Here is a 26,294-nt window from a genome sequence, read left to right on the forward strand (position 1 = left end):
AGTGTGTGCTATTCGGCCAATGGGAACACCTTCCTCATAGTTGACAACACGCAAAAGAGGATACCCGAAGAGAAAAAACCAGATTTTGTCAGGGAAAACGTGGGCGATCTGGATGGAGTCATATTCGTGGAGCTGGTCGATGGGAAATACTTCATGGACTACTACAACCGCGATGGGAGTATGGCGGCCTTCTGTGGGAACGGCGCAAGGGCCTTTTCTCAGTACCTCATAGACAGGGGCTGGATCAAAGAAAAAGAATTCACTTTTCTCTCCAGGGCTGGAGAAATAAAGGTGATCGTTGACGACGGTATCTGGGTGAGGATGCCGGGTGTTTCAGGAAAGAAAGAGATGAAGGTGGATGATTACGAAGGATATTTCGTCGTTGTGGGCGTTCCTCATTTCGTTCTGGAAGTGAAAGGAATCGACGAACTGGATGTGGAAAAACTCGGAAGAGATCTCAGGTACAAAACAGGTGCGAACGTGGATTTCTACGAGGTACTTTCCGACCGTCTCAAGGTGAGAACATACGAAAGAGGAGTGGAAAGGGAAACAAAAGCCTGTGGAACGGGTGTTACGTCTGTTTTCGTCGTGTATCGAGATAAAACAGGGGCAAAAGAGGTGAAGATCCAGGTGCCAGGAGGCACACTCTTTCTGAAAGAGGAAAACGGAGAAATCTTTCTCAGGGGGGATGTGAAAAGATGTTCAGAGGAGTAGGAACTGCTATCGTTACACCATTCAAAAATGGTGAGCTTGATCTTGAGTCTTACGAGAGGCTTGTCAGGTATCAGCTCGAAAACGGCGTCAACGCGCTGATCGTCCTTGGAACGACAGGTGAATCACCAACCGTCAACGAAGACGAGAGAGAAAAGCTCGTTTCCAGAACTCTCGAGATCGTCGATGGGAAAATCCCTGTGATCGTGGGAGCGGGAACGAATTCCACTGAAAAAACACTGAAACTCGTCAAGCAGGCGGAAAAACTCGGAGCAAACGGAGTTCTTGTGGTCACCCCGTATTACAACAAGCCCACACAGGAAGGACTCTATCAGCACTACAAGTACATCTCTGAGAGAACGGATCTCGGGATCGTTGTTTACAACGTGCCCGGGAGAACCGGTGTGAACGTTCTCCCGGAAACTGCTGCAAGGATCGCTGCGGACCTCAAGAACGTGGTGGGAATAAAAGAGGCGAACCCGGATATAGACCAGATAGACAGGACGGTATCACTGACAAAACAGGCAAGAAGCGATTTCATGGTGTGGTCCGGTAACGATGATAGAACGTTCTATCTCCTCTGTGCGGGTGGAGACGGCGTCATCTCTGTTGTGTCGAACGTGGCACCGAAGCAGATGGTGGAACTCTGCTCAGAGTACTTCAGCGGAAACCTCGAAAAATCGAGGGAGGTTCACAGAAAACTCAGACCTCTCATGAAGGCGCTGTTTGCAGAAACAAATCCGATACCAGTTAAAGCCGCTTTGAATCTCATGGGATTCATCGAGAACGAGCTGAGACTACCGCTTGTACCTGCCAGTGAAAAGACGGTGGAACTTCTCAGAAACGTTCTCAAGGAGAGTGGATTGCTATGAAGTACGGAATAGTCGGTTACTCCGGAAGGATGGGCCAGGAGATCCAGAAGGTCTTCTCGGAGAAAGGGCATGAACTCGTTTTGAAGGTGGATGTTAACGGTGTCGAGGAGCTGGATTCTCCGGATGTTGTGATCGACTTTTCTTCACCTGAAGCGCTCCCAAAAACGGTGGAGCTGTGTAAAAAATATAGGGCTGGCCTCGTTCTGGGAACAACCGCCCTGAAGGAAGAACATTTCCAGATGTTGAGGGAGCTTTCGAAAGAAGTACCCGTTGTTCAGGCTTACAACTTCTCCATTGGCATAAACGTTCTGAAGAGGTTCCTCTCAGAACTCGCAAAAGTCCTCGAAGACTGGGACGTTGAGATCGTAGAGACGCACCACCGCTTCAAAAAGGATGCACCCTCCGGAACCGCGATTCTTCTGGAGAGCGCACTGGGAAAGAGCGTTCCCATTCACTCCCTGAGAGTGGGTGGTGTTCCCGGAGATCACGTGGTCGTTTTTGGAAACATAGGTGAGACGATCGAGATAAAGCACAGGGCGATTTCGAGGACTGTTTTCGCTATAGGAGCCCTGAAAGCGGCGGAGTTTCTTGTGGGAAAAGATCCCGGTATTTACAGTTTCGAAGAAGTGATCTTTGGAGGTGAGTGAGTTGGACGCAAGAGAAATCATAGAAATGATAGCCAAAGCCAAAAAGAAAACTCCCATAGTCGCTTACATAAAAGGCGATTTAGCGGGCATAGATTTCTCCAGTTTCAAATTCTTCGGTGATGAAAGGTTCGGAATTCTCTTTGGAGAGTACGAAGACTTCAAAAAGCTTCTCGAGGAGCACAGGGAGAAAATAGAAGACTACCATCTCGAGGTGAAAGCAAGAAATTCCGCACTTCCTCTGGCGGATCTCACGAAGTACAAAGCCAGAATAGAACCGGGTGCGATCATAAGAGACATGGTGGAAATAGGGGAAGGCGCTGTGATCATGATGGGAGCCGTTATAAACGTCGGTGCGGTGATCGGTGAAGGAACGATGATAGACATGAACGCGGTTGTTGGTGGAAGGGCGATCATAGGAAAGAAGTGCCACATAGGTGCTGGTGCGGTGATAGCGGGTGTTATAGAGCCTCCGAGTGCAAAACCTGTTGTCATAGAGGACGAAGTGGTTGTGGGGGCGAACGCAGTGATCCTTGAAGGGGTGACAGTTGGAAAGGGTGCGGTTGTCGCGGCCGGTGCGGTTGTAACGAAGGATGTTCCACCTTACACAGTCGTGGCTGGTGTTCCTGCACGTGTGATAAAACAGATCGACGAGAAAACAAAGGAAAAGACAAAGATAGTTGATGAGCTCAGAAATCTCGAATGAATGGAGGTCTGGGAAATGAACGTGGTGGTTCAAAAATACGGAGGAAGCTCCGTTGCCACACCGGAGAGAATAAAGAACGTCGCACAGAGAATCAAGAAAAAAGTGGATGAAGGGTACAAAGTTGTGGTCGTTGTCTCTGCTATGGGAAAGACAACGGACAACCTCATAAGACTGGCAAAGGAGATCTCTCCAAGACCGGATTCGAGAGAACTCGATATGCTTCTTGCAACGGGAGAACAGGTTTCCGCTGCGCTCCTTTCGATGGCCCTGAAAGATCTCGGAGTAAAGGCCAAATCTTTGAACGCGTTCCAGGTGAAAATAAAAACCACTCCGCATCACACGAGCGCTCGTATCGTGGATATAGATGACAGTGTGATCCGGGAAAACCTGAAAGATTACGATGTTCTCGTCGTAACGGGCTTTCAGGGTGTGAACGAACACGGTGATCTGACCACACTCGGCCGGGGCGGTTCGGATACATCTGCCGTGGCGCTTGCGGCAAAACTCAGAGTGCCGTGTGAAATCTACAGCGACGTGGACGGGATATACACCTGCGATCCGCGTGTCCATCCGAGAGCCAAAAAGCTCGCTTACATCACCTACGACGAAGCTCTCGAGCTCACCGCTCTCGGTGCGAAAGTTCTTCACTCAAGATCCGTGGAAATAGCAAAGAAGTATGGAATACCCATCTACTGCGCATCTTCTTTCACCGAAGAGGAGGGAACCATGGTGGTAGAAAGACTTCCGGAGTGGCTGGAAGAACCCGTTGTAACAGGAGCGACAATTTCTCATGGTCAAATAAAAGTTTCCATATCTTTCCTTCCAAAGGATGTGAAGTACATCACGGCCATATTCGAGGAAGTTGGAAAAAGGGCCCTGAACGTGGACATGATCTCCCTCGTTCCTTCGAACGGAAAGGTTTTCCTCTCCTTCACGATTCTCGAAGACCACAAAGAGGATCTGGACGAAGCGCTCAAAGAGGCTCTCAGGGATGTGGAAGGGTGGAAATCCACCTACGAAGGAGGTTTTGCCAAACTCTCCATAGTTGGAGTGGGAATGAGAACGAGTCCGGGTGTGGCCGCCAGGTTCTTTGAAGCGCTGGAAAGGGCAGGAGTCACACCGGAGCTCGTCACAACGTCGGAGATAAAGATCTCCTGCCTTGTTCCTGAAGAGAAAGCTGAAAAGGCACTGAAATCGGTGATCGAAGAATTCGAACTGTGAGGTGAAGAAATGGACATCCTGAGGAAAGTGGCAGAGATTCATGGGACACCCACCTACGTGTACTTCGAGGAAACACTGCGAAAAAGGTCACGTCTTGTAAAAGAGGTCTTCGAGGGAGTGGATCTCCTTCCAACGTTTGCCGTGAAAGCGAACAACAATCCTGTTCTTTTGAAGATTCTAAGAGAAGAGGGTTTCGGCATGGACGTGGTGACAAAGGGAGAGCTTCTCGCGGCTAAACTGGCAGAAGTTCCTTCCCGTTCCATTGTATGGAACGGCAACGGAAAGAGCAGGGATCAAATGGAACACTTTTTGAGAGAAGATGTGAGAATCGTCAACGTGGATTCGTTCGAGGAGATGGAGATCTGGAGAGAATTGAACCCGGAAGGCGTGGAGTATTTCATCAGGGTGAATCCGGAGGTCGATGCGAAGACACACCCTCACATCTCCACCGGCTTGAAAAAGCACAAGTTCGGAATACCACTGGAAGATCTGGATTCGTTCATGGAAAGATTCAGATCAATGAACATAAGAGGTCTCCATGTTCACATAGGATCGCAGATAACCCGGGTTGAACCCTTTGTGGAAGCCTTCAGTAAAGTTGTTCGGGCTTCTGAAAGGTATGGATTCGAAGAGATCAACATCGGCGGCGGCTGGGGAATAAACTACAGCGGAGAGGAACTCGACCTGTCCAGTTACAGAGAAAAGGTTGTTCCTGATTTGAAGAGATTCAAAAGAGTCATCGTCGAAATAGGAAGGTACATCGTAGCACCTTCTGGGTATCTGCTCCTCAGAGTGGTGCTCGTCAAAAGAAGACATAACAAGGCGTTCGTTGTAGTCGATGGTGGGATGAATGTCCTCATAAGACCGGCACTTTATTCCGCATATCACAGGATCTTTGTGCTCGGAAAACAGGGTAAAGAGATGAGGGCAGATGTGGTTGGTCCACTGTGCGAGAGCGGTGACGTGATCGCGTACGACCGGGAACTTCCAGAGGTCGAACCGGGTGACATCATCGCTGTGGAAAACGCGGGAGCTTACGGTTACACTATGTCGAACAACTACAACTCGACCACACGTCCAGCTGAGGTACTCGTTGGAGAAAACGGAAGAATTTCTCTGATAAGAAGAAGGGAAACGGAGATGGATATTTTCAAAGACGTGGTGATGTGAATGGACGAAATCGAGCTGAGGCACATTCTCCACATGAATCCGGAGCTTTCTTTCAAGGAGTACAGGACAAAAGAGACGCTCAGAAAAGCAGTGATTGAGATCGGATACGAGAAGATCATAGAAGTGGCCGGAACAGGGCTTGTGATAGAGAAGAAAGAAACGGAAGATCCGTACGTTGTTCTGAGAGCTGATATGGATGCTCTACCCATAAAAGAAGAAACGGGATGGGAGTTCGCGTCGCGGAATGAGTATATGCACGCGTGTGGACACGACTTTCACATGAGCGCACTCTACGGTGCCATGAAGAGACTCAGGAACGCGAAAAAGAACTTTCTCTTTGTCTTTCAGCCTGCCGAAGAGACGGGTGGTGGAGCGAAAGAAGTTGTGGACTTTCTCAAAGATAAGTACGAAATAAAAGCCGCTGTTGGATTCCACGTGACTGACGAGTACGATGCTGGAACTGTGGCATCCCGACCCGGAGTGCTTTTTGCCTCTGCCACGGAATTCGATGTATACTTTAAAGGTGTTCCGGCCCACGTGGCGTTCGCTGAGAAAGGAAAGGACGCTCTGAAGGCAGCGGTTTCTTTTCTCGGCTGGCTCTACAACAAAAAGTGGAACGCTCTTGTGGGGGTTGGCAAAATTTCGGGGGGACGGGCGAGGAACATCGTTCCAGATGAGATAAAATTAGAAGGAACGATAAGATCAGAAGCGCTGAGGATAACAGAGGAAGTGATATCCAACATGGTAAAACAGCTTGGAGAACTGAAAGAAGAAATGGGAGTTGATTTTGCTGTTGAAAGAGGCAGTGTCTATCCCGAGGTGAAGGTGGATCAAAACCTCTTTGAAACTCTAAGAGAGACCTGTCAGAGGTTGGGGTTTTCTTTTGTTGAATGCGATATGAAGTGGACCGGAGAGGACTTTGGATATTTCTCGCAAGTGTTTCCTTCTCTCTCATTCTGGTTTGGCGTGGGAGAAGGAGAACGTTTTGGGCTTCACCACCCGCGTTTTTTACCGAATGACAGGTATATACCCATGGCGGCGGATCTTTTAGCTGAGCTTGCTATGGTCATTTGAGGAGAGTGAATATTATGACCACAGAAGAGATAATTGAACGCTTGAAATCGAAAAAGGTAAAACTCACAACTCAGAGGATGGAGATCATAAAATTCGTATCCGAGATGAAAGAAGGCCATTTTGAGGCAAAGGAGCTTTTTGCCATTCTGTCGAAGAAAGTTCCCTCGCTTTCCATCGCTACTCTCTACAGTGTTCTTTACCTTTTGGTGGATCTTGGTGTTATTTATGCCTTCAGCGATGGTCAAAAAACGATCTTCGATTTCAACCCGGAACCGCATGGGCACTTCATTTGCAGAGAATGCGGAAAGATTGAAGACGTAGAAATAAGGGAGCTGAAACTTGGAGAGGTAAAGGGCAAAAGAGAAAAAATCGAACTGGTGATAAAAGGCATCTGTGAGGAGTGTTTGAAGAAGGTGAAAGATTGAGGTACCTTGTGCAACTTTTTTCTCTTCTTCTCGTGATCATAGGAATTCTGGGTCTGGTTGTCTGGGCGGGATTGTACTTTCTGGCACCTTACATCGAGGGATTCGCAGGAATAAAACTCCCGGAAAATATTGCAAATGTTCTTCTGGCGTGTTTTCTGCCAATACTCGGCTCAGGTATTCTCCTCAACTTCTACACCTCTTCCGGGATCAAGTGGTTCGTTGTATTAGGCTTTGTTGTTCTTTCTGTCTCTTTTGTGAGCGAGATTTATGGACTGTACATCCTCAGGGGAATCTTTTCGAAGATCGCTCCCGCTTATCTCATTTTTCTTCTCTTCACAATGGTCTCTCTTGCCTATTTCCTCACGATCATCAGGAGGGATGAAGACTGAAGGTTCTCGGCGTTGTCGTGGAGTACAATCCATTCCACAACGGACACCTCTATCATCTGACTTCGGCCAGAGAACTCGTGAAACCGGACTACACAATCGCTGTGATGAGCGGTAATTTCTGCCAGAGAGGCGAACCTGCCGTCATAGATAAATTCGCGCGGGCAGAGATCGCTCTCAGAATGGGGGTAGATGTTGTTCTGGAATTGCCCGTTGTTTTTGCCACGCAGGATGCCGGGGGATTTGCTTTCGGTGCGGTAAGCATGCTGGATGCAACGGGTGTTGTCACAGATGTGGTCTTTGGAAGTGAATCGAACGATATCGAATTTCTTCAAAAAGTGGCACGAATCCTTTACGAACAACCCGACGAATACCAGAAGTTTTTGCATGAAGAGTTGAAGAAAGGCTATTCCTTCCCTAATGCCAGAAAGTACGCTCTGATGAGGTATTTCTCCATGAAGGGTTGGAACGAAGAAGAGGTCTTGAAACTCGAAAAGTCGAACGACATCCTAGGAGTGGAGTACATTCATTCCGCTCTAAAGATAGGCTCGAACATCAGATTCCACACAATAAAAAGGGTAGGAGCAGAAGAAAAAGATACCAGTTTCAGGGGGCGATTCTCCAGCGCAACGGCGATAAGAAATCTTATGAGGGAAAAAAGATGGGAAGAGGTGAGAGATTCTCTTCCAGAAGATTCTTTTGAAATTCTCATGAGGGAGATAAACGAAGGGCGGGGACCCGTTTTCCTCGAGAACATGGGAGATTTTCTCCTCTCGTTTTTCAGACTGAAAGACATGGATTTCTTCGAGAAGATCCACGGTTTTTCTGAGGGACTCGAAAAGAGATTTCACGTCTGTGCCAGACAAACAGGGTCTTACCGGGATTTTCTGGAGTGTGTCAAAGCCAAACGCTTCACCTTTTCTCGAATAAGAAGACTCGCTCTATTTTCGGTGTTCGAAGTGAACAAAGAATTCGTTGAAAAAAGCAACACAAAAGGGCCTCAGTACATCAGAATCCTCGGCTTCACAGAGAAGGGAAGAGAGATCCTTTCTCTCATGAGAAAGAAGGCAAAACTTCCGATCGTGACAAACATGTCTCTTTACAGGAAAGTACTGGAGAAAACAGACCTACCAGTTGATAAACAACTCTTTCTTGAACAGATCGATCTTGACGTGAAGGCGACGAACTTCTACTCGATGTTCTTCCCATCGGTGGAACAGCGCTGTGGGGAGCGAGACTTCTCCATTCATCCCATCTTTATGAGAACGGAGATGTAGAAGGGAGTTATCGTCTCGTCTGGAAGCATCAGAAAGCCGTAACCATCCCAGATTCCTTCCACTTCGAATTCTTTCATCTTGTCTCTGATATCGATCACTTCAACGTCTTTCTGTTCGTAGACGAATCTTTTCACCACTTCGGTGTTTTCTTCTTTTGTCACGGTACATGTGCTGTAGAGGAGAATTCCTCCCTTTTCCAGAAGCTGCCAGGCCTGCTGTACCATCCTCAGCTGAATCTCCGAGAACTTCTTGAAATCCTCTTTGTTCACTCTCCTCAGAACTTCCGGATGGTTCCTTGCCGTGCCCAGCGAGGTACAGGGAGCGTCCACCAGGACCCTATCAAATGTATCCTGGACGTACTCTGTGAGTCGTTCCGCATCGGCGATCTTTGTCTCTATCGAAGAGAGTTTCAGACGTTTCGCGTGTTTTTCGACGAGCTGGATCTTCTCTCTGCTTATATCAACGGCCAGTATCTTCCCCTGATCCTTCATCAATTCGGCGATGGCGGTAGTCTTACCACCCGGTGCCGCGCAGGTATCCAGTACTCTCAGTCCGGGTTTCAGCTCCATGAAGAAAGGTACAAGCTGTGAAGACTCTCCCTGAACACTCGCGAGCCCATCGTTTATCACCCTGGAGTCGTTCATTGGAACGCCGAGTTTCCTCACAATCAGGGAAAACGGAGCGTGTTTTCCCGGGACTGCCTCCGTACCCTCTTCAGCAAGGATTTTGGTGACTTCCTCTTTAGTGGCTGCAAGCGAATTCACACGGAGCATAACAGGGAGAGGTTCCTGATTCCACTTCATTATTCTCAGGACCGCTTCTTCGGGAAGAAAAGATCTCCAGTAGTTCACGATCCACTCCGGGTGTGAGTAGACGAGGTGAAGTTCTTTTGGTTCGGGGACGGTCCTCAATCTCCTCAGCACGGCGTTCACCAGTTTTTTGAAGTTCTCGTTCTTCACCAGTTTTACTGTTTCGCTGACTGCTGCGTAATCCGGAACGCTGTTCATGAAGAGGAGCTGATAAGCCCCCATCCTCAACGCAACCCTGACAGCGGGAGGGATGTCCTTTTTCTTCAAAAGCTGGTTTATGTACCAGTCCAGAAGTTCTTCTTTCCTCACAACTCCCCACACGAGCTCTTTGAAAAATCTTCTGTCTCTGTCGTCCAAAAAAGAGAGGACGCTGTCCACGTCCTCTCTCGATATGAATTTTTCCTTCTCGTACTTCCTCAGAAGTCTGTAGGCGAGCAATCTAACGTTCGTTCTCATCTTCTATCACCGAACAAACCAGCGATTACTATCATTCTGAGGAGCTGGAGGAACGCCATCAGTGAAGACGCGACGTAGGTGAGAGCAGCGGCACCGAGTACCTCTTTTACTCCCTTGAGCTCGTACTCCGGCATCAGCATCGTTGTTTCAAGGAGTTTCACGGCGCGCCTGCTGGCGTCGAACTCAACAGGAAGTGTGATGAGGGTAAAAAGCACCACCAGAGAGAACAGAAGAATCCCCAGTCTTATCAGAAACGGTGTGTAAAAGATGAACCCAAGAATGAAAATAATCCAAGCAAGCTGAGAACCCGTGATGGCTGCTGGTACCATCAGATTCCTCAGTGCGAGCATCGGATATTTTTCTGCGTCTTGAAGAGCGTGCCCCACTTCGTGAGCCACAACTCCGAGTGAAGCGACGGAAACACCTTTGAAATTCTGTGGAGAGAGCCTGAGAACCTTCCGGTAGGGATCGTAATGGTCAGTCAGAAAACCGGAAACGACCTCTATTTTCACGTTGTAGATTCCCGCGTTCTCAAGGAGTCTTTTTGCGAGTTCATATCCAGTGAGTCCAAGAGAGGACCTTACCTGTGAGTACTTGTTGTAAGCAGCCTGAACTCGCATCTGCGCCCAGAAAGCCAGGAGAATACCGGGAATCAGTATGATGAACGTTGGGTCAAAAAGGAAGAACACCGTATCACCTCCTCAGCCGAACACGTGCACCACCAGACCGCTCAGAAGTTTCGGTTCAAACCATGTTGATTTCGGCGGCATGATCTTTCCTTCATCTGAGACTTTCATAAGCGTTTCTATGTTCACCGGATACATCGCGAAGGCCACATCGAACTCTCCTTTGTCCACCATTCTTTCCAGTTCGCACAGGCCCTTTATTCCACCAACGAAGTCTATTCTCTCATCTTCGCGAGGATTGGAAATACCGAAGATGGGTTCCAGAACCTCACGCTGAAGAATGTTCACATCTAGACTCTCAACAACGTCCTCCGGCACTCTTTTTGGGATCAGGGCGTACCATTTTCTGTTACCCACGTACATGGTTATTTCGTGTTCTCTGGATGGTCTTGCAGGTACCTTGTAGGATCTGTACGTTTCGAATTTTTCCTGGAGTTTTTCGAGTAATTCCTCTGGCGTGAGTTGAGATTTCACCACTCTGTTGTAGTCGAATATTCTGAGCTGGTTGTGGGGGAACGCTGTGGCCATGAAGTAATTGTGAGGTCCTTTTCCTATCTTCTCGTCCAGTATGTCGCTGACCCTGGCTGCGGCCGCTGCCCTGTGGTGACCGTCCGCTATGTAGAGTTCCTCCACTCTCTCAAAGAGCTTCTTTATTTCATTCACTTCGTTTTCATCCTTGACAACGAAAAACTCATGGATGACATCGAGATCATCGCGTATTCTATAGACAGGCTCCTGAGAATCAGCAATTTCGGAGAGTTTTCTATCGAATTCTTCAAAGGCTCTGTAGAAGAGAAAAACCTGTCCTGTGTGTGCACGTGTTTTCAGAATGTGTTGAACTCTTTCCTCTTCTTTCTTTTTTCGGGTAAGCTCGTGTTTCTTTATTCTACCCTTTTTGTACTCCTCCACAGGAAAGAGCGCTACTATTCCTGTTTGTGTGTGGTCGCCCATCCTCTGACGGTAAATGTAGAACGCTTCTTTTTCTTCCTGAATAAGGATGCCATCCTCTATGAACTTTTCAAGATTTCTTCTGGCTTTCTCCATGTCTTCGGGTGTAGGATCCATCTCTATTTCGTGTGTTTCTGCTTCAACGCGAGTTACTCTGAGAAAGCTGAGTGGGTTTTTCTTTATCGTTTCTTTGGCTTCAAGAAAGGAAACCACATCGTAGGGTTTGGCCACGAATTTTTCGGCTATCTCTTCCCTGGGTCTGAATCCTCTGAAGGGTTTGATCTCCATTCACCCCATACCTCCTCAACGTATTTTTTCTGTTTTTCGAACATCTCTTTGGAGTTTTTGTCTTCGAACTCGTGATCGTATCCTGCAAGGTGAAGTATCCCGTGGATCACCACTTCCAGCAATTCCTTTTCGAAGGTGTTGTTGAACTCTCTCGCATTTTCTTCTACGATCAGAGGACAAACGTAAATTTCTCCATAGACGTCTTCTTCCATGAGGGGAAAAGTGAGCACGTCTGTAGGTCGATCCTGACCTCGAAACTGCTGGTTGAGTCCTTTAATTTCATCTTCGCTCACAAGAATCACGTTTACATTTACGTCTCCTATCTCTTTCTTTACGATTTCTTCGAGTTTTTCTTTCAAATTTTCGAGAAGTTTCGATCCTTTACCTTCACCCAGTATTCTTATCATTTATCTTTACCACCTTCTGAATTTTTTCTTCCTCGGGGTATTCAATTCTGGAACTGAACAGGTTCACGAGAACCTGAAGGAACGCGTCGGAAATCTCTTCGAGCTCACTCAGAGTGATGCCTGACTCATCGAGTTGCCTCTCAAAGAATATGGAAGATATGACATCTTCGACACATTCCTTTATCTGAGAAACAGAGGGTGACTTCAAGCTTCTTGAGGCGGCTTCCACAGAGTCGGCAAGCATGATAATAGCCGCTTCTTTGAACTGAGGCTTGGGACCAGGATAACGGAACTCTTCCTCGGGAATATCCTCGAACTGTTGTTTCGCCTTGTAGTAGAAATACTTCTGTGATCTTGTACCGTGGTGCTGGGGGATTATGAATTCAACAAGGAGAGGGAGTCGATATTTTCTTGCAAGTTCCACACCGTACTTCACGTGTTCGTTCAAAACGAGGTGACTGAGAGAAGGGGTTATGTCTTCGTGAGGGTTTTTACCGTCTCTTATGTTCTCGGTAAAGAAGTGAGGCCGTTTCATCTTTCCTATATCGTGATAGTAGGCTCCTATTCTTGCCAGAATGGGGTTCGCACCTATTTTCTCCGCTGCAGTTTCTGCTAAATTCGCGACGATCACACTGTGATAATAAGTTCCTGGGGCTTTAATGGAAAGCATCTTGAGCAACGGATGGTTCAGATTTCCGAACTCCACGAGCCCAAGATTCGAGTAAAGACGGCTCGTGTATTCTACGTAAGGCAGTATTCCAAGAACCAGAATTCCTGAAAAGATCGGATTCAAAATAGCAGCTACCAGGTCATACGGCGTGTACTCGATTTTCAGTCCAAACTTCATGAACAGAGATGTTCCCACAAGAGCAAGAGATGTGAGGGCAGAAGATTTCACCACGTCCAGTCTTCTGTTCGCTTTGGAGAGAGTCACTGCCGCAACAAAGGTTGTTGAAATGAACGGCAGAAGAAGAAAGATATCGTAACTCCATCGGTACAGAGCAAACAAAGACATCAAAAATCCACTTGTTATGGCTATTTCTGGGGAAAAGAACACGAGTTCTATGAGGGCAACCGGTATGTATACAGGTGTCACAAAAGGGCCTATCTCTGGGAAAGAAAATCCAATGAAGGAAGCTCCAAGCAGGATCAGAGCCAGATGAGTGTAGGTGAACACTTCACTGAGCCAGTACTTTCTGTAATATCTGGTGCTCATCTCCACCAGAGCGAACCAGACGACGATGGCGACCAGTGCCTCAAAGGTGAAATTCAAAGGTCGGATTCCTGTACGAACGTGCACCAGCATCAGAGAAAGAATCACTGTAATCGTTATCAGGAGGAAACGCTTTCGGTTCATGACTTCCTCGACCTTTCATACTCTTCGTAGGCCTTTATGATCTTCTTAACGAGAGGATGCCTCACAACATCGCTTTCGTTCAGATACACGAATTCTATTCCAGAGATTCCTTCTAAAATTTTCTGACACTCTATGAGACCGGACTTTTCCTTCTCGATATCTACCTGGGTGATGTCTCCCGTTATGACCGCCTTGGAGTTGAATCCGAGTCTGGTGAGGAACATCTTCATCTGCTGGTATGTGGTGTTCTGGGCTTCATCCAGTATTATAAAGGAGTTATTCAAAGTCCTTCCTCTCATGTAAGCGAGCGGTACGATCTCTATGATGCCTCTTTCACGATAGCTGTTGAATTTGTCCGGAGACGTGATATCTATGATGGCGTCGTAAAGAGGTCTGAGATAGGGTTCCACCTTTTCGGACAGATCTCCCGGCAAGTATCCGAGCTTCTCACCGGCTTCAACGGCTGGTCTTGTGAGGATGATCCTGTTCACCTTTCCCATTTTCAGATAATCTAGAGCGACGGCCACTGCCAGGTACGTTTTTCCTGTACCGGCTGGACCTATAACGAACACCACGTCGTTTTTTTCGACTGCTTCCAGATACTTCTTCTGGCCGAGTGTCTTTGGTTTCACTTTCTTGCCGATGATCAATCCTTTGCTATTGTTTGAGTAAACTTCTTTCACACTTTCTGAGTTCGAAACTCTCTCCACGAGATACTCGAACTCAGTCCAGTCCAGAAGGTGACCGTCCCGTGTTATGGATATGATCTCATCGAGCACCCGGTGAGCCGCATCGACACTTTTCTCATCCATGCCTTTTATAAGGATCTCACTGTCTCTCACCGCGAATTCCACGTTGAACAGTTTTTTCAGATACCTCGCGCGCTTATCGTACTGTCCGAATATCTCCAGAACGGCCACATCTTCGGGAATTCTTACTTTCCTAACCGTAATCGTAATTTCCACCTCCACACTGGTATACTTTCTAAGGAAATTATACTACAGGGAGCGTGAAGCCGTGGAGAAAAACCTTTTAAGATCAGCTTTGAAAATCTTCGAGGAGAAAGATCTAAGTTTGCTGGCTTATAGCGGCCGATCGATCTTCGAAAGTAAAGACAGCGGCCTCAAACCCGTGGTGGAGCTTTTCAAAAGGTTCGATAATCTGGAAGGAAGCCTGGTGATCGACAAAATGGTTGGAAAGGCTGCGGCTTCTTTTCTGTTGAAAATGAAACCCGATCACATCCACGCAAAAGTTATAAGCAAGCCGGCGTTGAAATTGATGAATGAATACGGACAGTCTTTCAGTTATGATGAAAAAATACCTTTCGTCCTAGGAAGAGATGGCAAGAGTATGTGTCCATTCGAAAAACTGGTTCTGGAGATGGACAACCCGGAGGAAATCATAAGGATTGTTCTTTCAAAATTCACGTCACTTTAAATGAAGTTTTAAACTACTTATGATAAATTGATCAGAGGTGTCTGTCTTCTTTGTTGACAACATACAGATTAAAGAGTAAAATTAAACTTCGGCTTGGAGTAAAACGGAAGGGAGGATGAAGATGCCAACGATCAATCAATTGATCAGGTACGGCAGGAAACCGAAGAAGAAAAAGTCAAAAGCTCCTGCTCTTCAGGGAAACCCTCAAAAGAGGGGCGTGTGTATAAAGGTTTCTACAATGACACCGAAAAAACCGAACTCCGCTCTCAGAAAGATCGCAAGGGTGAGACTTTCAAATGGAATAGAGGTCACTGCGTATATTCCCGGAATTGGTCACAACCTCCAGGAACACTCTGTTGTGCTCGTCAGAGGCGGTAGGGTCAAAGACCTTCCGGGTGTCAGATACAAGATCATCAGAGGAGCTCTGGATGCTGCAGGTGTCGAAGGAAGAAGACAGTCCAGGAGTAAGTATGGTGCGAAAAGACCCAAGGATCAAAAGAAGTGAGGTGACTGTGGGTGCGTAGAAGAAGAGCCGAAAAGAGACAGATACCACCTGATCCAGTGTTCGGAGATGTGCTTGTTGCAAAGCTGATAAATAGAGTTATGTGGGATGGTAAAAAGACGATCGCCCAAAAGATCGTTTACGGTGCTTTCGATATCATCAGAGAAAAGACAAAGAAGGATCCGCTTGAAGTTTTCAGGCAGGCTGTAGAAAATGTGAAGCCTGTTCTTGAGGTAAGGCCGCGAAGGGTTGGAGGTGCAACTTACCAGGTTCCTATCGAAGTTCAGGAACCGAGAAGAACTTCCCTTGCGCTCAGATGGATAGTTGAAGCCGCAAGAGCCAAAAAAGGAAGACCAATGAAAGAGAAGCTGGCTGAGGAGATCATAGCAGCTTACAACAACACGGGTACAGCCATCAAGAAGAAGGAAGACACACATAGAATGGCGGAAGCCAACAGGGCATTTGCTCATTACAGGTGGTGATAAGCATGCAGAATGTGGAAGCGAGATATGTTGACCTGGATAAGCTTAGAAATATCGGTATAATGGCTCATATCGACGCCGGAAAAACTACTACAACAGAGAGAATACTCTATTACACGGGAAGAAAACACTTCATAGGAGACGTCGATGAAGGAAACACAACCACTGACTGGATGCCTCAGGAAAAGGAAAGAGGCATTACGATACAGTCTGCTGCCACAACGTGTTTCTGGAAAGGTTACCGAATCAACATAATTGATACACCCGGACACGTTGACTTTACGGCCGAGGTTGAAAGGGCGCTTCGTGTTCTCGATGGAGCGATAGCTGTTTTCGACGCCACGGCAGGAGTCGAGCCTCAGTCGGAAACCGTCTGGAGACAGGCTGACAAGTACAATGTCCCGAGGATCGCTTTCATGAACAAGATGGACAAAGTGGGAGCAGATTTCTACATGGCCGTTGAAACTCTTGTAACAAAACTCAGGGCAAATCCCATTCCGGTGCAGATGCCCATCGGCAGTGAAAAAGACTTCCAGGGTGTGATTGACCTCATAAAAATGAAAGCGATCTACTGGGTCAGCGAAGATGGATCTGTGTACGAGGAAAGAGATATTCCGGAGGAACTCAGAGAAGAAGCAGAAATGAGAAGAGAAGAGATGCTTGAAAAAATCGCAGAACTCGACGAAGAAATTCTTGAAAAATACCTCGAAGGCGAGGAAATTTCCGAAGAAGAAATAAAGAGGGTCTTGAGAAAAGCCACCATAGAAAACAAAGCAGTTCCCGTTCTCTGTGGAGCGGCAAAAGCCAACAAGGGAATACAGCCGCTTCTGGACGCGGTGATAGACTATCTGCCGTCGCCTCTTGATCTACCACCGGTAAAGGGATGGAGGGTTTCCGACGGAGAGGTTGTCTACAGAAAGCCGGATGAAAACGAACCCTTCACAGCCCTGGTCTTTAAAGTGCAGGTGGATCCATACATAGGAAAACTCGTGTACTTCAGAGTCTACTCTGGAAGACTGGAGAAAGGAAGTTACGTTTACAACTCCACAAAGGGTCAGAGGGAGAGAATATCGAGGATCGTCTTCATGCACGCAGACAAGAGAGAGGAAGTTGATTACGTCAGACCCGGTGATATAGCGGCAGGAGTCGGTCTCAAGGTTTCTCAGACTGGAGACACGCTCTGCGACGAGAAAGAACCTATAATCCTCGAAAAGATCGACTTCCCAGAACCCGTTATCTCTCTTGCCGTAGAACCAGTCACGAAAGCAGATGAGGAAAAACTTGTGAAAGCACTGCTTGCTCTCTCTGAAGAAGATCCCACTCTTCAGGTGAGGGTTGACAAAGAAACAGGGGAAACCATCATCTCGGGAATGGGTGAGCTCCATCTTGAAATAGTCGTGGACAGGCTGAAGAGAGAGTTTGGCGTCAACGTGAGAGTCGGACAACCTCAGGTGGCTTACAGGGAAACTATCAAGAAATCTGCTGAAGCCGAAGGAAAATACATCAGGCAGACCGGTGGTAGAGGTCAGTACGGTCATGTGATTCTCAGAATAGAACCCATACCCGAAGAAGAAGGAAAGAATTTCGAATTCATCGACAAAACAGTTGGTGGTGTGATACCGAAGGAATTCATGCCTGCTATCGAAGCTGGAATCAAAGAAGCTATGATGGCAGGACCCCTTGCGGGATATCCCGTTGTGAGAGTGAGAGCTATCGTGCTTGACGGATCTTACCACGAAGTCGACTCTTCAGAAATGGCGTTCAAGATAGCAGCCTCCATGGCATTCAAAGAGGCCATGAAAAAAGCGCAACCGGTTCTTCTCGAGCCTATCATGAAGCTTGAAATCACTACACCGGAGGAATACATGGGTAATATCATCTCCGATCTCAATTCCAGAAGGGCAAAAGTGGAGTCTCTTGAAACAAGGGGACATTTGAAGGTTATCGTTGCCAAAGTTCCACTTTCCGAGACATTTGGATATGCCACAGTGTTGAGATCACTCAGTCAGGGTAGAGCGAGCTACATTATGCAGTTCTCGCACTACCAGGAAGTTCCGGAGAAAATCGCCGAGAAAATCATCAAGGTTGTTTAAGGAGGGAGAACATGGCGAAGGAAAAATTTGTAAGAACAAAACCGCATGTTAACGTTGGAACGATTGGACATATCGACCACGGAAAATCCACACTGACAGCCGCTATAACAAAGTACCTTTCTCTCAAAGGGCTTGCGCAGTATGTTCCTTACGACCAGATCGACAAGGCCCCTGAAGAAAAGGCAAGAGGAATCACCATCAACATCACACACGTTGAGTATGAGACCGAAAAGAGACACTACGCTCATATTGACTGTCCCGGTCACGCGGACTACATCAAGAACATGATCACAGGAGCAGCTCAGATGGACGGAGCCATCCTTGTTGTTGCCGCAACCGATGGTCCCATGCCCCAGACAAGAGAGCACGTGCTTCTCGCAAGACAGGTTGAGGTTCCCTACATGATCGTCTTCATAAACAAGACAGACATGGTTGACGATCCTGAGCTCATCGACCTCGTCGAGATGGAAGTGAGAGACCTTCTGAGCCAGTACGGTTACCCTGGAGACGAAGTGCCAGTCATAAGAGGTTCTGCTCTGAAAGCCGTCGAAGCTCCTAACGATCCGAATCACGAAGCTTACAAACCCATCCAGGAGCTCCTCGACGCTATGGATAACTACATTCCTGATCCTCAGAGAGACGTCGATAAGCCGTTCCTCATGCCCATCGAAGACGTGTTCTCCATCACAGGAAGAGGAACGGTTGTTACAGGAAGAATAGAAAGAGGAAGAATCAGACCCGGTGATGAAGTTGAGATCATAGGTCTCAGCTACGAGATCAAGAAGACCGTTGTGACGAGTGTGGAAATGTTCAGAAAGGAACTCGATGAAGGAATCGCAGGAGACAACGTTGGATGTCTGCTCAGAGGAATCGACAAGGATGAAGTTGAAAGAGGACAGGTTCTCGCAGCTCCCGGAAGCATCAAACCTCACAAGAGGTTCAAGGCTCAGATCTACGTTTTGAAGAAGGAAGAGGGAGGAAGACATACACCGTTCACAAAAGGCTACAAGCCTCAGTTCTACATAAGAACCGCTGACGTTACAGGAGAAATCGTAGGACTTCCTGAAGGTGTCGAAATGGTCATGCCTGGAGACCACGTCGAAATGGAAATAGAACTCATCTACCCTGTCGCTATCGAAAAGGGACAGAGATTCGCTGTAAGGGAAGGCGGAAGAACAGTTGGAGCTGGTGTGGTTACAGAAGTCATCGAGTGAGGGGGACGCTTCCCCCTCCTTTTTGAGAGAAGAGGGAGGGTGCTTAGAATATGCCTGGACAGAAGATAAGGATAAAACTCAAAGCCTACGATCACGAGTTACTCGACGAATCGGCTAAAAAGATCGTTGAAGTCGCTAAATCCACGAATTCCAAGGTGTCCGGTCCCATTCCCCTGCCAACGGAGCGGACACTCTACTGTGTCCTGAGATCTCCCATGAAACACAAGGACTCCAGAGAACACTTCGAAAAGAGAGTACACAAAAGGCTCATAGATATCATAGATCCATCTCCAAAGACCATCGATGCTTTGATGAGGATAAACCTCCCAGCAGGTGTCGACGTTGAGATCAAACTGTAATCCCTGGAGGTGTCTTTGATGAAGATGATAATTGGAAGGAAAATCGGTATGACGAGAGTATTCGTTGGAAATGATTCTGTCCCCGTTACAGTCATAAAGGCGGGACCCTGTGTGGTTGTTCAGAAAAAAACCGTTGAAAAAGACGGGTACAATGCGGTACAGCTCGGATTCGAAAAGGCGAAGAAGGTCAACAAACCTCTTGCAGGCCACTTCAAAAAATTCGGTGTGGAACCGATGAAAATACTCAGGGAGTTCAGAGTAGAAAATCCCGACGAGTACGAACCCGGACAGGTAATAAAGGTTGACGTGTTTGAAAAAGGCGAGTACGTGGACGTCACTGGCTGGACAAAAGGAAGAGGATTTGCCGGTGCGATGAAAAGATGGGGATTCAGCGGTGGACCGAAGAGCCACGGTTCCAAATTCCATAGAGAACTCGGTTCCGTTGGTCAGCACACGGAACCTGCCAAGATATGGAAAGGTAAGAAAATGCCTGGAAGATATGGAAACGAGAGGGTAACTGTCAGAAATCTTCAAGTTGTGGATATCGATCCTGAAAACGACCTTTTAGTGGTTAAAGGTGGAGTCCCTGGAGCGAGGGGCGGGCTCGTTTTGATCAGGAGCGCCAAGGCCCCGAAAAAGTAACAGTGGAGGAGGAATAAAAGATGGCTCAGGTTGATCTGTTGAATGTGAAGGGAGAAAAAGTAGGGACCCTGGAAATCAGTGATTTCGTTTTCAACATCGATCCCAACTACGACGTGATGTGGAGATACGTGGATATGCAGCTCTCCAACAGGAGAGCTGGAACTGCCTCTACGAAAACAAGAGGAGAAGTCTCCGGTGGTGGCAGAAAACCCTGGCCGCAGAAACACACTGGAAGAGCAAGACACGGATCCATAAGATCTCCCATCTGGAGACATGGAGGAGTAGTACACGGACCTAAACCGAGAGATTGGAGCAAAAAGCTCAACAAAAAAATGAAGAAACTCGCTTTGCGATCTGCCCTTTCTGTGAAGTACAGAGAAAACAAACTCCTTGTACTCGATGATCTGAAACTCGAAAGACCCAAGACAAAGTCTCTGAAGGAAATTCTCCAGAACCTTCAGCTTTCCGACAAGAAAACACTGATTGTCCTTCCGTGGAAAGAGGAAGGATATATGAATGTGAAACTCTCTGGAAGAAACCTTCCCGACGTGAAGGTAATAATTGCGGACAATCCGAACAACAGCAAAAATGGTGAGAAGGCGGTAAGAATAGATGGACTCAATGTTTTTGACATGCTCAAGTACGATTACCTTGTTCTCACCAGGGACATGGTTTCCAAGATAGAGGAGGTGCTCGGAAATGAAGCAGGAAAAGCTCTCACTGCATGATGTTCTAATCAGACCCATCATCACAGAAAAGGCTCTTATCCTCCGCGAACAGAGGAAATACGTATTCGAGGTCAATCCGCTCGCAAACAAGAACCTGGTAAAAGAAGCTGTTGAAAAGCTCTTCAACGTTAAGGTGGAAAAGGTAAACATCCTCAACATGAAGCCCAAGCCGAAAAGAAGGGGTATTTTTGAAGGGAAGACTCGCAGCTGGAAAAAGGCTGTTGTAACTTTGAAGGAAGGTTACACAATCAAAGAACTGGAAGGCGAACACTGAGAGGGGTGAAGTCATGGGACTTAAGAGATTCAAACCGGTTACCCCAGGAAGGCGTTTCATGGTTATCTCCGATTTTTCGGATATCACAAAGACAGAACCTGAAAAGTCGTTGCTCGCACCTCTCAAGAAAACAGGTGGAAGGAATCATCACGGAAGAGTTACTGTAAGGCACAGAGGTGGCGGACACAAGAGAAGATACAGGATAATAGATTTCAAGAGATACGACAAAGCAGGAATTCCTGCGAAAGTACTGGCTATTGAGTACGATCCCAACAGATCAGCCAGAATAGCGCTTCTCCTTTATGCCGATGGAGAAAAGAGATATATTCTGGCTCCCAAAGGTGTGAACGTGGGAGACACTCTCATGAGCGGTCCTGATGCGGAAATAAGGCCAGGGAATGCACTTCCTCTTGAGAAGATACCTGTCGGTACCCTTGTCCACAACGTGGAATTCACACCTGGCAAGGGTGGCCAGATCGCAAGAGCAGCCGGTACGTACTGCCAGATCATGGCGAAGGAAGGAAATTACGCTCTGCTCAGAATGCCTTCTGGAGAACTGAGAAAGGTACACATCAAATGCTACGCCACCGTCGGTGTTGTGGGCAACGAAGATCACAAGAACGAAGTTCACGGAAAGGCTGGAAGAGTGAGATGGCTTGGTAGAAGGCCGCATGTCAGAGGAGTTGCCATGAACCCGGTGGATCACCCGCACGGTGGTGGTGAAGGAAGAGGTAAAGGTCACCATCCAACGAGTCCATGGGGCCTGCCAACCAAGGGCTACAAGACGAGACGTGGAAAGAGACCTTCTGACAAATTCATCGTCAGGAGAAGGAATGAAGCGTAAGGAGGTGAATTGAATGGGTCGTTCCAGTAAGAAAGGACCCTATGTAGATAAAAAATTACTCGAAAAGATCAGAAAACTCAACGAAACTGGTGAAAAGAAAGTTATCAAAACATGGAGCAGAGCCTCTATGATCATTCCTGAAATGGTAGGGCACACGATCGCAGTTTACAATGGTATGAAACACATACCGGTGTACATTACTGAAAACATGATCGGACACAGACTTGGAGAATTTGCACCAACCAGAAGATTTGGAGGTCATGCCGACAAAAAAGCGAAAAAAGGTGAACTGAAGAAGTGAGGAGGGAAAGAATGAAACTCCAGGTACCCAGAAACGGTTTAAAGCGCTCACTTTTCCATAAAAAGAGAAAAGAGCTCCTGTCTTCTCTTCCGAAGATTGAAGCTAAGGCTGTGGCAAGATACATAAGGATCTCTCCAAGAAAAGCCAGGGCGATAGCGAATACGATAAGAGGAAAATCCGTCGAAGAAGCTTTCCAGATTCTTGCTTTTTCACCGAAGAAGGCCGCAAGAATAATGGAGAAGGTACTGAAATCGGCTGTCGCGAATGCCGAAAACAACTTTGGGTTGAGCGTCGAGAATCTTTATGTTTCTGAGTGCTACGTTAACGACGGTCCAAGGATGAAAAGAATCTGGCCCAGAGGAAGGGGAAGGGCGGATATCATCCAGAAGAGAATGTCCCACATCACAGTCGTGGTGAGGGATCGCAGTAGAGAAGATGAATACCGGAAGGCTCTTGAAGAATTACAAAAGAAGATATCATCCGAAGAGTGAGGTGATACGGTGGGTCAGAAAGTGCATCCCCGCGGCTTCAGGTTGGGTCTGAGTGCCGACTGGCAAGCAAAATGGTTCAACGAAAAGAATTACAAAGAGTGGCTCCTCGAGGATGAAGAGATAAGAAAGTTCATAAAGAACAGGTATTACCATGCTGGGATTAGCGAGATATACGTAGAAAGACCTGACGCTGAAAGGATCAACATAACCGTGAAAACAGCAAGGCCTGGAATCATCATAGGAAGGAAAGGTGCGGAGATAACGAGTTTGAGAGAGGAGCTGGAGAGGAAGTTCAACAGAAGGGTTGTTATTAATATTGAAGAAATAAAAACGCCCGAACTCGATGCACAGCTTGTTGCCGAGTCTATAGCTTCCCGTATAGAAAAGAGGGCATCTTACAAAGTGGCAATGAAGAGAGCAATAATGAACGCTATGAGAAAGGGTGCACAGGGAATAAAAGTGATGGTTGCTGGAAGGCTCGGTGGAGCTGAGATCGCCAGAAGAGAATGGTACCTCAGAGGAAGATTGCCTCTTCAGAAAATAAAGGCGATCATAGATTATGGAACAGCCACTGCGTGGACCAAGTACGGTACTATCGGCATCAAAGTGTGGATCTATAAAGGAGATGCTGATATCTAAGGGAGGTAATTGCCATGTTGATGCCAAGAAGGGTCAAATACAGAAAACAACAAAGAGGAAGAATGAAAGGAAAAGCAAAAGGAGGAACATTTGTTCAGTTCGGTGAATGGGGTCTCAAAGCACTCGAACCAGCCTGGATCACAGCTCAGCAGATAGAAGCTTGCAGAATTGCCATGCTGAGGGCTATGAAAAGATCCGGAAAGATCTGGATAAGAATATTCCCTGACAAACCTTACACGAAAAAACCACCTGAATCCAGGATGGGAAAAGGTAAGGGTAATGTTGAAGGATGGGTCGCCGTTGTGAAACCCGGGAAGATTCTCTTTGAAGTGGCAGGAGTCGATGAGGAAACAGCCCATGAAGCTCTCAGATACGCTGCGAGTAAACTCCCCATAGCTACCAAGATAGTTCCCCGTCATCATATTGGGGGTGAGGCAGTATGAAGGCTTCCGAACTCAGGAACTACACAGATGAAGAATTGAAGAACCTTCTCGAAGAAAAGAAGAGGCAGCTCATGGAACTTAGATTCCAACTTGCAATGGGACAGCTGAAGAATACTTCTCTCATAAAGCTCACTAAAAGGGATATCGCAAGGATAAAGACCATTCTTAGAGAGAGGGAGTTAGGCATAAGGAGGTGAAAATATGCCCAGGAAACGTTTGACTGGAATAGTTGTGAGCGATAAAATGGACAAGACAGTAGTTGTTGCTGTGGAAAAACTCGTACAACACCCAATTTACAAGAAATATGTGAAGAGGACGAAAAAATATCACGCACACGATGAAAGAAACGAGTGTAAAATAGGAGATGTTGTCGAAATAGAAGAAACTCGACCTCTCAGCAAAACGAAGAGATGGAGAGTCGTTAGGATCATTCAAAGGTTTGAACCCGAAAGAGTCCTGAAAGAAGAAGAGGACATACAGGAAGAGATAGAAGCAGTCGAGGGCAAGGGAGGGGTTGAATCATGATACAGCAAGAGACCTATCTCAATGTGGCCGACAACTCTGGTGCCAAAAAGCTCAGAGTCATAAGAGTTATCGGTGGGTTTCATAAAAAGTACGGAACAGTTGGAGATATAGTTGTGTGTTCAGTCAGGGAAGCCATCCCGAATTCTGATGTGAAGAAAGGAGACGTAGTCAGAGCGGTGATTGTGAGAACAAAGAAAGAAATCAGAAGAAACGATGGTACTTACATCAGATTCGATGACAACGCGGCTGTTCTCATTGATAAGTTCAACGCTCCCAGAGGCACCAGAATCTTTGGTCCGGTTGCGAGGGAACTCAGGGAAAAAGGATTCATGAAAATAATATCCCTCGCACCAGAAGTTTGGTGAGGTGATACGGAGATGAGGATAAAAAAAGGTGATCTTGTCGAAGTGATTTCTGGAAAAGACAGAGGAAAAAGGGGAAAGGTTCTCAGAGTGATCCCGAAAGAAAACAAAGTCATCGTTGAAAACGTGAACATGGTGAAAAGACATCAAAGACCCATCCCCCAGCTTCGTGAGGGTGGAATCATAGAGAGAGAAGCACCGATCTACGCTTCCAAAGTTATGGTTGTCTGTCCTGCTTGTGATAAAAGAACGAGAGTCGGCTACAGGTTCACCGAAGATGGGAAAAAGGTAAGATACTGCAAGAAGTGTGGTGAGATCATTGACAAGGATTGAGGGAGGAATCGGTATGAGATATGAATACGTTCCTCTGAAAGATCAGTACGAGAAGGAAATAGTACCTGCTTTGATGAAAGAGTTCAACTACAAGAACATTCATCAGGTTCCGAAGCTGGTCAAAATCGTTATAAACATGGGAATTGGTGAAGGTTCCAGAAACTACGATCTCATAGAACGCCACGCGAACGAACTCGCAAAAATCACGGGACAGAAACCAATCGTTACAAGGGCAAGAAAGAGCATTTCCAACTTCAAGATAAGGAAGGGAATGCCGATAGGTTTGAAAGTAACCCTCAGAGGAGCAAGGATGTACAATTTTCTCTACAAACTCATAAACATCGTGTTGCCCAAGGTGAGGGACTTCAGAGGACTCGATCCCAACTCCTTTGACGGAAGAGGGAATTACTCCTTTGGTCTTTCAGAACAGCTGGTTTTCCCTGAACTGAGTCCAGATGAAGTCAGAAGGATCCAGGGAATGGACATCACCATCGTCACAACTGCAAAGACAGATCAGGAAGCCAGAAGGCTTCTTGAGCTCTTTGGAATGCCTTTCAAGAGAGGATAACGGAGGTGAGATGAATGGCCAAGAAGGCAATGATAGAAAGATGGAAGAAACCGAAGAAGTACAAGGTACGTGAGTACACAAGGTGCCACATCTGTGGACGCCCGAGAGCGGTGTACAGAGAATTCGGACTCTGCAGGGTTTGTTTCAGGAAGCTTGCTCTGGAAGGAAAGCTCCCTGGAGTTCGGAAGGCAAGCTGGTAAGGGAGGGATGGTGCTGTGTGGAGCGATCCGATTGCCGACATGCTAACAAGAATCAGAAATGCCAATATGGTTTTCAAAGAATACACGGATATACCTGCTTCCAACCTCAAGAAGAAGATCTGTGAGATCTTGAAAAGAGAAGGATTCATAGCGGACTACAAATACATCGAAGACGGAAAGCAGGGAATACTGAGGGTTTACCTCAAATACAAAGGCGGAAGGAAGAACAGAGAAAGAGTCATTCACGGTATCGTCAGAGTGTCTCACTCAGGTAGGAGAATCTACGTCGACAAGGACCACATCCCGAAAGTGAAAAACGGCCTTGGAATAGCCATACTCACTACTTCAAAGGGTGTTCTAACAGATAAAGAAGCACGTCAACTTGGAGTCGGCGGAGAAGTAATCGCTTACGTCTGGTGA

The 26,294-nt window shown here is 46.9% G+C and carries 37 protein-coding genes; 31 read left to right on the forward strand and 6 right to left on the reverse strand.

Annotated features, from left to right (window positions below; all coding sequences use genetic code 11):
* Nucleotides 1–3: 3 nt before the first annotated feature.
* The 10 genes from dapF to T2812B_RS06760 are packed head-to-tail and all read left to right on the forward strand — an operon-like array spanning nucleotide 4 to nucleotide 8,486.
* On the forward strand, nucleotides 4–714 hold the full coding sequence (gene dapF, locus T2812B_RS06715; RefSeq protein WP_008194952.1) for a diaminopimelate epimerase: 711 nt from the start codon (nucleotides 4–6) through the stop codon (nucleotides 712–714).
* The gene (gene dapA / locus T2812B_RS06720) at nucleotides 699–1,583 is read left to right on the forward strand and encodes a 4-hydroxy-tetrahydrodipicolinate synthase (RefSeq protein ID WP_008194954.1); all 885 of its coding nucleotides are present in this window, start codon (nucleotides 699–701) and stop codon (nucleotides 1,581–1,583) included. Before dapF ends, dapA begins: the two co-directional genes overlap by 16 nt.
* Nucleotides 1,580–2,230, forward strand: a complete 651-nt coding sequence (dapB, locus tag T2812B_RS06725) for a 4-hydroxy-tetrahydrodipicolinate reductase (RefSeq protein WP_008194957.1) — start codon at nucleotides 1,580–1,582, stop codon at nucleotides 2,228–2,230. Before dapA ends, dapB begins: the two co-directional genes overlap by 4 nt.
* 1 nt (nucleotide 2,231) lies before the next feature.
* Nucleotides 2,232–2,933: a 2,3,4,5-tetrahydropyridine-2,6-dicarboxylate N-acetyltransferase gene (gene dapD / locus T2812B_RS06730; RefSeq protein ID WP_162129630.1), complete on the forward strand. Its 702-nt coding sequence runs from the start codon at nucleotides 2,232–2,234 to the stop codon at nucleotides 2,931–2,933.
* Between the two features lie 15 nt (nucleotides 2,934–2,948).
* Entirely contained in the window at nucleotides 2,949–4,154 is a 1,206-nt protein-coding gene (locus T2812B_RS06735) for an aspartate kinase (protein ID WP_008194961.1), read from the forward strand.
* Nucleotides 4,155–4,163: 9 nt separating this feature from the next.
* Entirely contained in the window at nucleotides 4,164–5,324 is a 1,161-nt protein-coding gene (gene lysA, locus T2812B_RS06740; protein ID WP_008194964.1) for a diaminopimelate decarboxylase, read from the forward strand.
* Nucleotides 5,325–6,398: a M20 family metallopeptidase gene (locus T2812B_RS06745; RefSeq protein ID WP_008194966.1), complete on the forward strand. Its 1,074-nt coding sequence runs from the start codon at nucleotides 5,325–5,327 to the stop codon at nucleotides 6,396–6,398.
* A 14-nt stretch (nucleotides 6,399–6,412) separates the two neighbouring features.
* On the forward strand, nucleotides 6,413–6,823 hold the full coding sequence (locus T2812B_RS06750) for a Fur family transcriptional regulator (RefSeq protein ID WP_004081866.1): 411 nt from the start codon (nucleotides 6,413–6,415) through the stop codon (nucleotides 6,821–6,823).
* The gene (locus T2812B_RS06755; protein ID WP_004081864.1) at nucleotides 6,820–7,212 is read left to right on the forward strand and encodes a hypothetical protein; all 393 of its coding nucleotides are present in this window, start codon (nucleotides 6,820–6,822) and stop codon (nucleotides 7,210–7,212) included. Before T2812B_RS06750 ends, T2812B_RS06755 begins: the two co-directional genes overlap by 4 nt.
* The gene (locus T2812B_RS06760) at nucleotides 7,209–8,486 is read left to right on the forward strand and encodes a nucleotidyltransferase (protein WP_081501987.1); all 1,278 of its coding nucleotides are present in this window, start codon (nucleotides 7,209–7,211) and stop codon (nucleotides 8,484–8,486) included. The genes T2812B_RS06755 and T2812B_RS06760 overlap by 4 nt, the downstream gene beginning before the upstream one ends.
* On the opposite strand, the gene T2812B_RS06765 is transcribed toward T2812B_RS06760, so the two are convergent.
* Genes T2812B_RS06765 through T2812B_RS06790 form a run of 6 tightly spaced genes read right to left on the reverse strand, consistent with a single transcriptional unit; the run spans nucleotide 8,456 to nucleotide 14,408 of the window.
* Nucleotides 8,456–9,751 carry a 16S rRNA (cytosine(967)-C(5))-methyltransferase gene (locus T2812B_RS06765; RefSeq protein ID WP_008194972.1) on the reverse strand — a complete coding sequence of 432 codons (1,296 nt, stop codon included), beginning with the start codon at nucleotides 9,749–9,751 and terminating at the stop codon, nucleotides 8,456–8,458. The genes T2812B_RS06760 and T2812B_RS06765 overlap by 31 nt on opposite strands.
* A complete protein-coding gene (locus T2812B_RS06770; protein WP_008194974.1) occupies nucleotides 9,748–10,440 on the reverse strand; it encodes a zinc metallopeptidase in 693 nt (230 codons plus the stop codon). Before T2812B_RS06770 ends, T2812B_RS06765 begins: the two co-directional genes overlap by 4 nt.
* Before the next feature lie 12 nt (nucleotides 10,441–10,452).
* Nucleotides 10,453–11,673: a DUF1015 domain-containing protein gene (locus T2812B_RS06775; protein ID WP_008194975.1), complete on the reverse strand. Its 1,221-nt coding sequence runs from the start codon at nucleotides 11,671–11,673 to the stop codon at nucleotides 10,453–10,455.
* Nucleotides 11,628–12,080 (reverse strand): rRNA maturation RNase YbeY, encoded by a 453-nt coding sequence (ybeY, locus tag T2812B_RS06780; protein ID WP_008194976.1) that lies wholly within the window; start codon nucleotides 12,078–12,080, stop codon nucleotides 11,628–11,630. The genes T2812B_RS06775 and ybeY overlap by 46 nt, the downstream gene beginning before the upstream one ends.
* Complete coding sequence (locus T2812B_RS06785) at nucleotides 12,061–13,437, reverse strand: HD family phosphohydrolase (RefSeq protein WP_008194979.1); 1,377 nt, start codon at nucleotides 13,435–13,437, stop codon at nucleotides 12,061–12,063. The genes ybeY and T2812B_RS06785 overlap by 20 nt, the downstream gene beginning before the upstream one ends.
* Nucleotides 13,434–14,408 carry a PhoH family protein gene (locus tag T2812B_RS06790; protein ID WP_004081850.1) on the reverse strand — a complete coding sequence of 325 codons (975 nt, stop codon included), beginning with the start codon at nucleotides 14,406–14,408 and terminating at the stop codon, nucleotides 13,434–13,436. The genes T2812B_RS06785 and T2812B_RS06790 overlap by 4 nt, the downstream gene beginning before the upstream one ends.
* A gap of 46 nt (nucleotides 14,409–14,454) precedes the next feature.
* On the opposite strand from T2812B_RS06790, the gene T2812B_RS06795 reads away from it, so the two are divergent.
* The 21 genes from T2812B_RS06795 to rpsH all read left to right on the forward strand — a co-directional run bounded on the left by T2812B_RS06795 (nucleotide 14,455) and on the right by rpsH (nucleotide 26,294).
* Nucleotides 14,455–14,874, forward strand: coding sequence for a DUF1893 domain-containing protein (locus tag T2812B_RS06795; RefSeq protein ID WP_008194982.1), 420 nt, complete (start codon nucleotides 14,455–14,457; stop codon nucleotides 14,872–14,874).
* 121 nt (nucleotides 14,875–14,995) lie between these two features.
* Nucleotides 14,996–15,379: a 30S ribosomal protein S12 gene (rpsL, locus tag T2812B_RS06800; protein WP_004081846.1), complete on the forward strand. Its 384-nt coding sequence runs from the start codon at nucleotides 14,996–14,998 to the stop codon at nucleotides 15,377–15,379.
* Between the two features lie 11 nt (nucleotides 15,380–15,390).
* Nucleotides 15,391–15,858, forward strand: coding sequence for a 30S ribosomal protein S7 (gene rpsG, locus T2812B_RS06805; protein WP_004081843.1), 468 nt, complete (start codon nucleotides 15,391–15,393; stop codon nucleotides 15,856–15,858).
* A 5-nt stretch (nucleotides 15,859–15,863) separates the two neighbouring features.
* The gene (gene fusA, locus T2812B_RS06810; RefSeq protein ID WP_004081841.1) at nucleotides 15,864–17,951 is read left to right on the forward strand and encodes an elongation factor G; all 2,088 of its coding nucleotides are present in this window, start codon (nucleotides 15,864–15,866) and stop codon (nucleotides 17,949–17,951) included.
* A gap of 11 nt (nucleotides 17,952–17,962) precedes the next feature.
* Nucleotides 17,963–19,165, forward strand: coding sequence for an elongation factor Tu (gene tuf / locus T2812B_RS06815; protein WP_008194987.1), 1,203 nt, complete (start codon nucleotides 17,963–17,965; stop codon nucleotides 19,163–19,165).
* A 50-nt stretch (nucleotides 19,166–19,215) separates the two neighbouring features.
* Complete coding sequence (rpsJ, locus tag T2812B_RS06820; RefSeq protein ID WP_004081837.1) at nucleotides 19,216–19,524, forward strand: 30S ribosomal protein S10; 309 nt, start codon at nucleotides 19,216–19,218, stop codon at nucleotides 19,522–19,524.
* Nucleotides 19,525–19,542: 18 nt separating this feature from the next.
* Nucleotides 19,543–20,166, forward strand: coding sequence for a 50S ribosomal protein L3 (gene rplC, locus T2812B_RS06825; protein ID WP_004081835.1), 624 nt, complete (start codon nucleotides 19,543–19,545; stop codon nucleotides 20,164–20,166).
* Between the two features lie 20 nt (nucleotides 20,167–20,186).
* Nucleotides 20,187–20,894 (forward strand): 50S ribosomal protein L4, encoded by a 708-nt coding sequence (rplD, locus tag T2812B_RS06830; protein WP_004081834.1) that lies wholly within the window; start codon nucleotides 20,187–20,189, stop codon nucleotides 20,892–20,894.
* Entirely contained in the window at nucleotides 20,866–21,168 is a 303-nt protein-coding gene (gene rplW, locus T2812B_RS06835) for a 50S ribosomal protein L23 (RefSeq protein WP_004081832.1), read from the forward strand. Before rplD ends, rplW begins: the two co-directional genes overlap by 29 nt.
* 13 nt (nucleotides 21,169–21,181) lie before the next feature.
* Nucleotides 21,182–22,012 (forward strand): 50S ribosomal protein L2, encoded by an 831-nt coding sequence (gene rplB, locus T2812B_RS06840; RefSeq protein WP_008194995.1) that lies wholly within the window; start codon nucleotides 21,182–21,184, stop codon nucleotides 22,010–22,012.
* Nucleotides 22,013–22,025: 13 nt separating this feature from the next.
* Nucleotides 22,026–22,313 carry a 30S ribosomal protein S19 gene (gene rpsS / locus T2812B_RS06845; RefSeq protein ID WP_008194997.1) on the forward strand — a complete coding sequence of 96 codons (288 nt, stop codon included), beginning with the start codon at nucleotides 22,026–22,028 and terminating at the stop codon, nucleotides 22,311–22,313.
* Nucleotides 22,314–22,324: 11 nt separating this feature from the next.
* Complete coding sequence (gene rplV, locus T2812B_RS06850; protein ID WP_008194999.1) at nucleotides 22,325–22,804, forward strand: 50S ribosomal protein L22; 480 nt, start codon at nucleotides 22,325–22,327, stop codon at nucleotides 22,802–22,804.
* A 9-nt stretch (nucleotides 22,805–22,813) separates the two neighbouring features.
* Nucleotides 22,814–23,443 carry a 30S ribosomal protein S3 gene (gene rpsC, locus T2812B_RS06855; RefSeq protein ID WP_008195000.1) on the forward strand — a complete coding sequence of 210 codons (630 nt, stop codon included), beginning with the start codon at nucleotides 22,814–22,816 and terminating at the stop codon, nucleotides 23,441–23,443.
* Nucleotides 23,444–23,457: 14 nt separating this feature from the next.
* A complete protein-coding gene (gene rplP / locus T2812B_RS06860) occupies nucleotides 23,458–23,886 on the forward strand; it encodes a 50S ribosomal protein L16 (protein ID WP_008195003.1) in 429 nt (142 codons plus the stop codon).
* Nucleotides 23,883–24,083 carry a 50S ribosomal protein L29 gene (gene rpmC, locus T2812B_RS06865; RefSeq protein ID WP_004081820.1) on the forward strand — a complete coding sequence of 67 codons (201 nt, stop codon included), beginning with the start codon at nucleotides 23,883–23,885 and terminating at the stop codon, nucleotides 24,081–24,083. The genes rplP and rpmC overlap by 4 nt, the downstream gene beginning before the upstream one ends.
* A gap of 4 nt (nucleotides 24,084–24,087) precedes the next feature.
* On the forward strand, nucleotides 24,088–24,411 hold the full coding sequence (rpsQ, locus tag T2812B_RS06870; RefSeq protein WP_008195006.1) for a 30S ribosomal protein S17: 324 nt from the start codon (nucleotides 24,088–24,090) through the stop codon (nucleotides 24,409–24,411).
* Nucleotides 24,408–24,776: a 50S ribosomal protein L14 gene (gene rplN / locus T2812B_RS06875; RefSeq protein ID WP_008195008.1), complete on the forward strand. Its 369-nt coding sequence runs from the start codon at nucleotides 24,408–24,410 to the stop codon at nucleotides 24,774–24,776. Before rpsQ ends, rplN begins: the two co-directional genes overlap by 4 nt.
* Before the next feature lie 12 nt (nucleotides 24,777–24,788).
* Nucleotides 24,789–25,106 carry a 50S ribosomal protein L24 gene (gene rplX, locus T2812B_RS06880; protein WP_008195011.1) on the forward strand — a complete coding sequence of 106 codons (318 nt, stop codon included), beginning with the start codon at nucleotides 24,789–24,791 and terminating at the stop codon, nucleotides 25,104–25,106.
* 13 nt (nucleotides 25,107–25,119) lie between these two features.
* Nucleotides 25,120–25,674: a 50S ribosomal protein L5 gene (gene rplE / locus T2812B_RS06885; protein ID WP_008195012.1), complete on the forward strand. Its 555-nt coding sequence runs from the start codon at nucleotides 25,120–25,122 to the stop codon at nucleotides 25,672–25,674.
* A gap of 14 nt (nucleotides 25,675–25,688) precedes the next feature.
* Nucleotides 25,689–25,874, forward strand: coding sequence for a type Z 30S ribosomal protein S14 (locus T2812B_RS06890; protein WP_008195018.1), 186 nt, complete (start codon nucleotides 25,689–25,691; stop codon nucleotides 25,872–25,874).
* Nucleotides 25,875–25,889: 15 nt separating this feature from the next.
* A complete protein-coding gene (gene rpsH, locus T2812B_RS06895) occupies nucleotides 25,890–26,294 on the forward strand; it encodes a 30S ribosomal protein S8 (RefSeq protein ID WP_008195021.1) in 405 nt (134 codons plus the stop codon).

The organism is Thermotoga sp. 2812B (genome assembly GCF_000789335.1).
Taxonomy (GTDB): Bacteria; Thermotogota; Thermotogae; order Thermotogales; family Thermotogaceae; genus Thermotoga; species Thermotoga maritima.

Excerpts from the sequence above, each read along its gene's own strand:
- rplE (WP_008195012.1), top strand. The coding sequence starts at position 25,120 with ATGAGATATGAATACGTTCCTCTGAAAGATCAGTACGAGAAGGAAATA.
- T2812B_RS06890 (WP_008195018.1), top strand. The coding sequence starts at position 25,689 with ATGGCCAAGAAGGCAATGATAGAAAGATGGAAGAAACCGAAGAAGTAC.
- rpmC (WP_004081820.1), top strand. The coding sequence starts at position 23,883 with ATGAAGGCTTCCGAACTCAGGAACTACACAGATGAAGAATTGAAGAAC.
- rplD (WP_004081834.1), top strand. The coding sequence starts at position 20,187 with ATGGCTCAGGTTGATCTGTTGAATGTGAAGGGAGAAAAAGTAGGGACC.
- dapB (WP_008194957.1), top strand. The coding sequence starts at position 1,580 with ATGAAGTACGGAATAGTCGGTTACTCCGGAAGGATGGGCCAGGAGATC.
- rplC (WP_004081835.1), top strand. The coding sequence starts at position 19,543 with ATGAAGATGATAATTGGAAGGAAAATCGGTATGACGAGAGTATTCGTT.
- T2812B_RS06785 (WP_008194979.1), bottom strand. The coding sequence starts at position 13,437 with ATGAACCGAAAGCGTTTCCTCCTGATAACGATTACAGTGATTCTTTCT.
- rpsL (WP_004081846.1), top strand. The coding sequence starts at position 14,996 with ATGCCAACGATCAATCAATTGATCAGGTACGGCAGGAAACCGAAGAAG.
- T2812B_RS06750 (WP_004081866.1), top strand. The coding sequence starts at position 6,413 with ATGACCACAGAAGAGATAATTGAACGCTTGAAATCGAAAAAGGTAAAA.
- T2812B_RS06745 (WP_008194966.1), top strand. The coding sequence starts at position 5,325 with ATGGACGAAATCGAGCTGAGGCACATTCTCCACATGAATCCGGAGCTT.
- rplX (WP_008195011.1), top strand. The coding sequence starts at position 24,789 with ATGAGGATAAAAAAAGGTGATCTTGTCGAAGTGATTTCTGGAAAAGAC.
- rpsQ (WP_008195006.1), top strand. The coding sequence starts at position 24,088 with ATGCCCAGGAAACGTTTGACTGGAATAGTTGTGAGCGATAAAATGGAC.
- rplW (WP_004081832.1), top strand. The coding sequence starts at position 20,866 with ATGAAGCAGGAAAAGCTCTCACTGCATGATGTTCTAATCAGACCCATC.
- rplN (WP_008195008.1), top strand. The coding sequence starts at position 24,408 with ATGATACAGCAAGAGACCTATCTCAATGTGGCCGACAACTCTGGTGCC.
- ybeY (WP_008194976.1), bottom strand. The coding sequence starts at position 12,080 with ATGATAAGAATACTGGGTGAAGGTAAAGGATCGAAACTTCTCGAAAAT.
- lysA (WP_008194964.1), top strand. The coding sequence starts at position 4,164 with ATGGACATCCTGAGGAAAGTGGCAGAGATTCATGGGACACCCACCTAC.
- T2812B_RS06775 (WP_008194975.1), bottom strand. The coding sequence starts at position 11,673 with ATGGAGATCAAACCCTTCAGAGGATTCAGACCCAGGGAAGAGATAGCC.
- tuf (WP_008194987.1), top strand. The coding sequence starts at position 17,963 with ATGGCGAAGGAAAAATTTGTAAGAACAAAACCGCATGTTAACGTTGGA.
- T2812B_RS06735 (WP_008194961.1), top strand. The coding sequence starts at position 2,949 with ATGAACGTGGTGGTTCAAAAATACGGAGGAAGCTCCGTTGCCACACCG.
- rplB (WP_008194995.1), top strand. The coding sequence starts at position 21,182 with ATGGGACTTAAGAGATTCAAACCGGTTACCCCAGGAAGGCGTTTCATG.
- dapA (WP_008194954.1), top strand. The coding sequence starts at position 699 with ATGTTCAGAGGAGTAGGAACTGCTATCGTTACACCATTCAAAAATGGT.
- rpsJ (WP_004081837.1), top strand. The coding sequence starts at position 19,216 with ATGCCTGGACAGAAGATAAGGATAAAACTCAAAGCCTACGATCACGAG.
- rplP (WP_008195003.1), top strand. The coding sequence starts at position 23,458 with ATGTTGATGCCAAGAAGGGTCAAATACAGAAAACAACAAAGAGGAAGA.
- fusA (WP_004081841.1), top strand. The coding sequence starts at position 15,864 with ATGCAGAATGTGGAAGCGAGATATGTTGACCTGGATAAGCTTAGAAAT.
- T2812B_RS06765 (WP_008194972.1), bottom strand. The coding sequence starts at position 9,751 with ATGAGAACGAACGTTAGATTGCTCGCCTACAGACTTCTGAGGAAGTAC.
- rpsS (WP_008194997.1), top strand. The coding sequence starts at position 22,026 with ATGGGTCGTTCCAGTAAGAAAGGACCCTATGTAGATAAAAAATTACTC.
- rplV (WP_008194999.1), top strand. The coding sequence starts at position 22,325 with ATGAAACTCCAGGTACCCAGAAACGGTTTAAAGCGCTCACTTTTCCAT.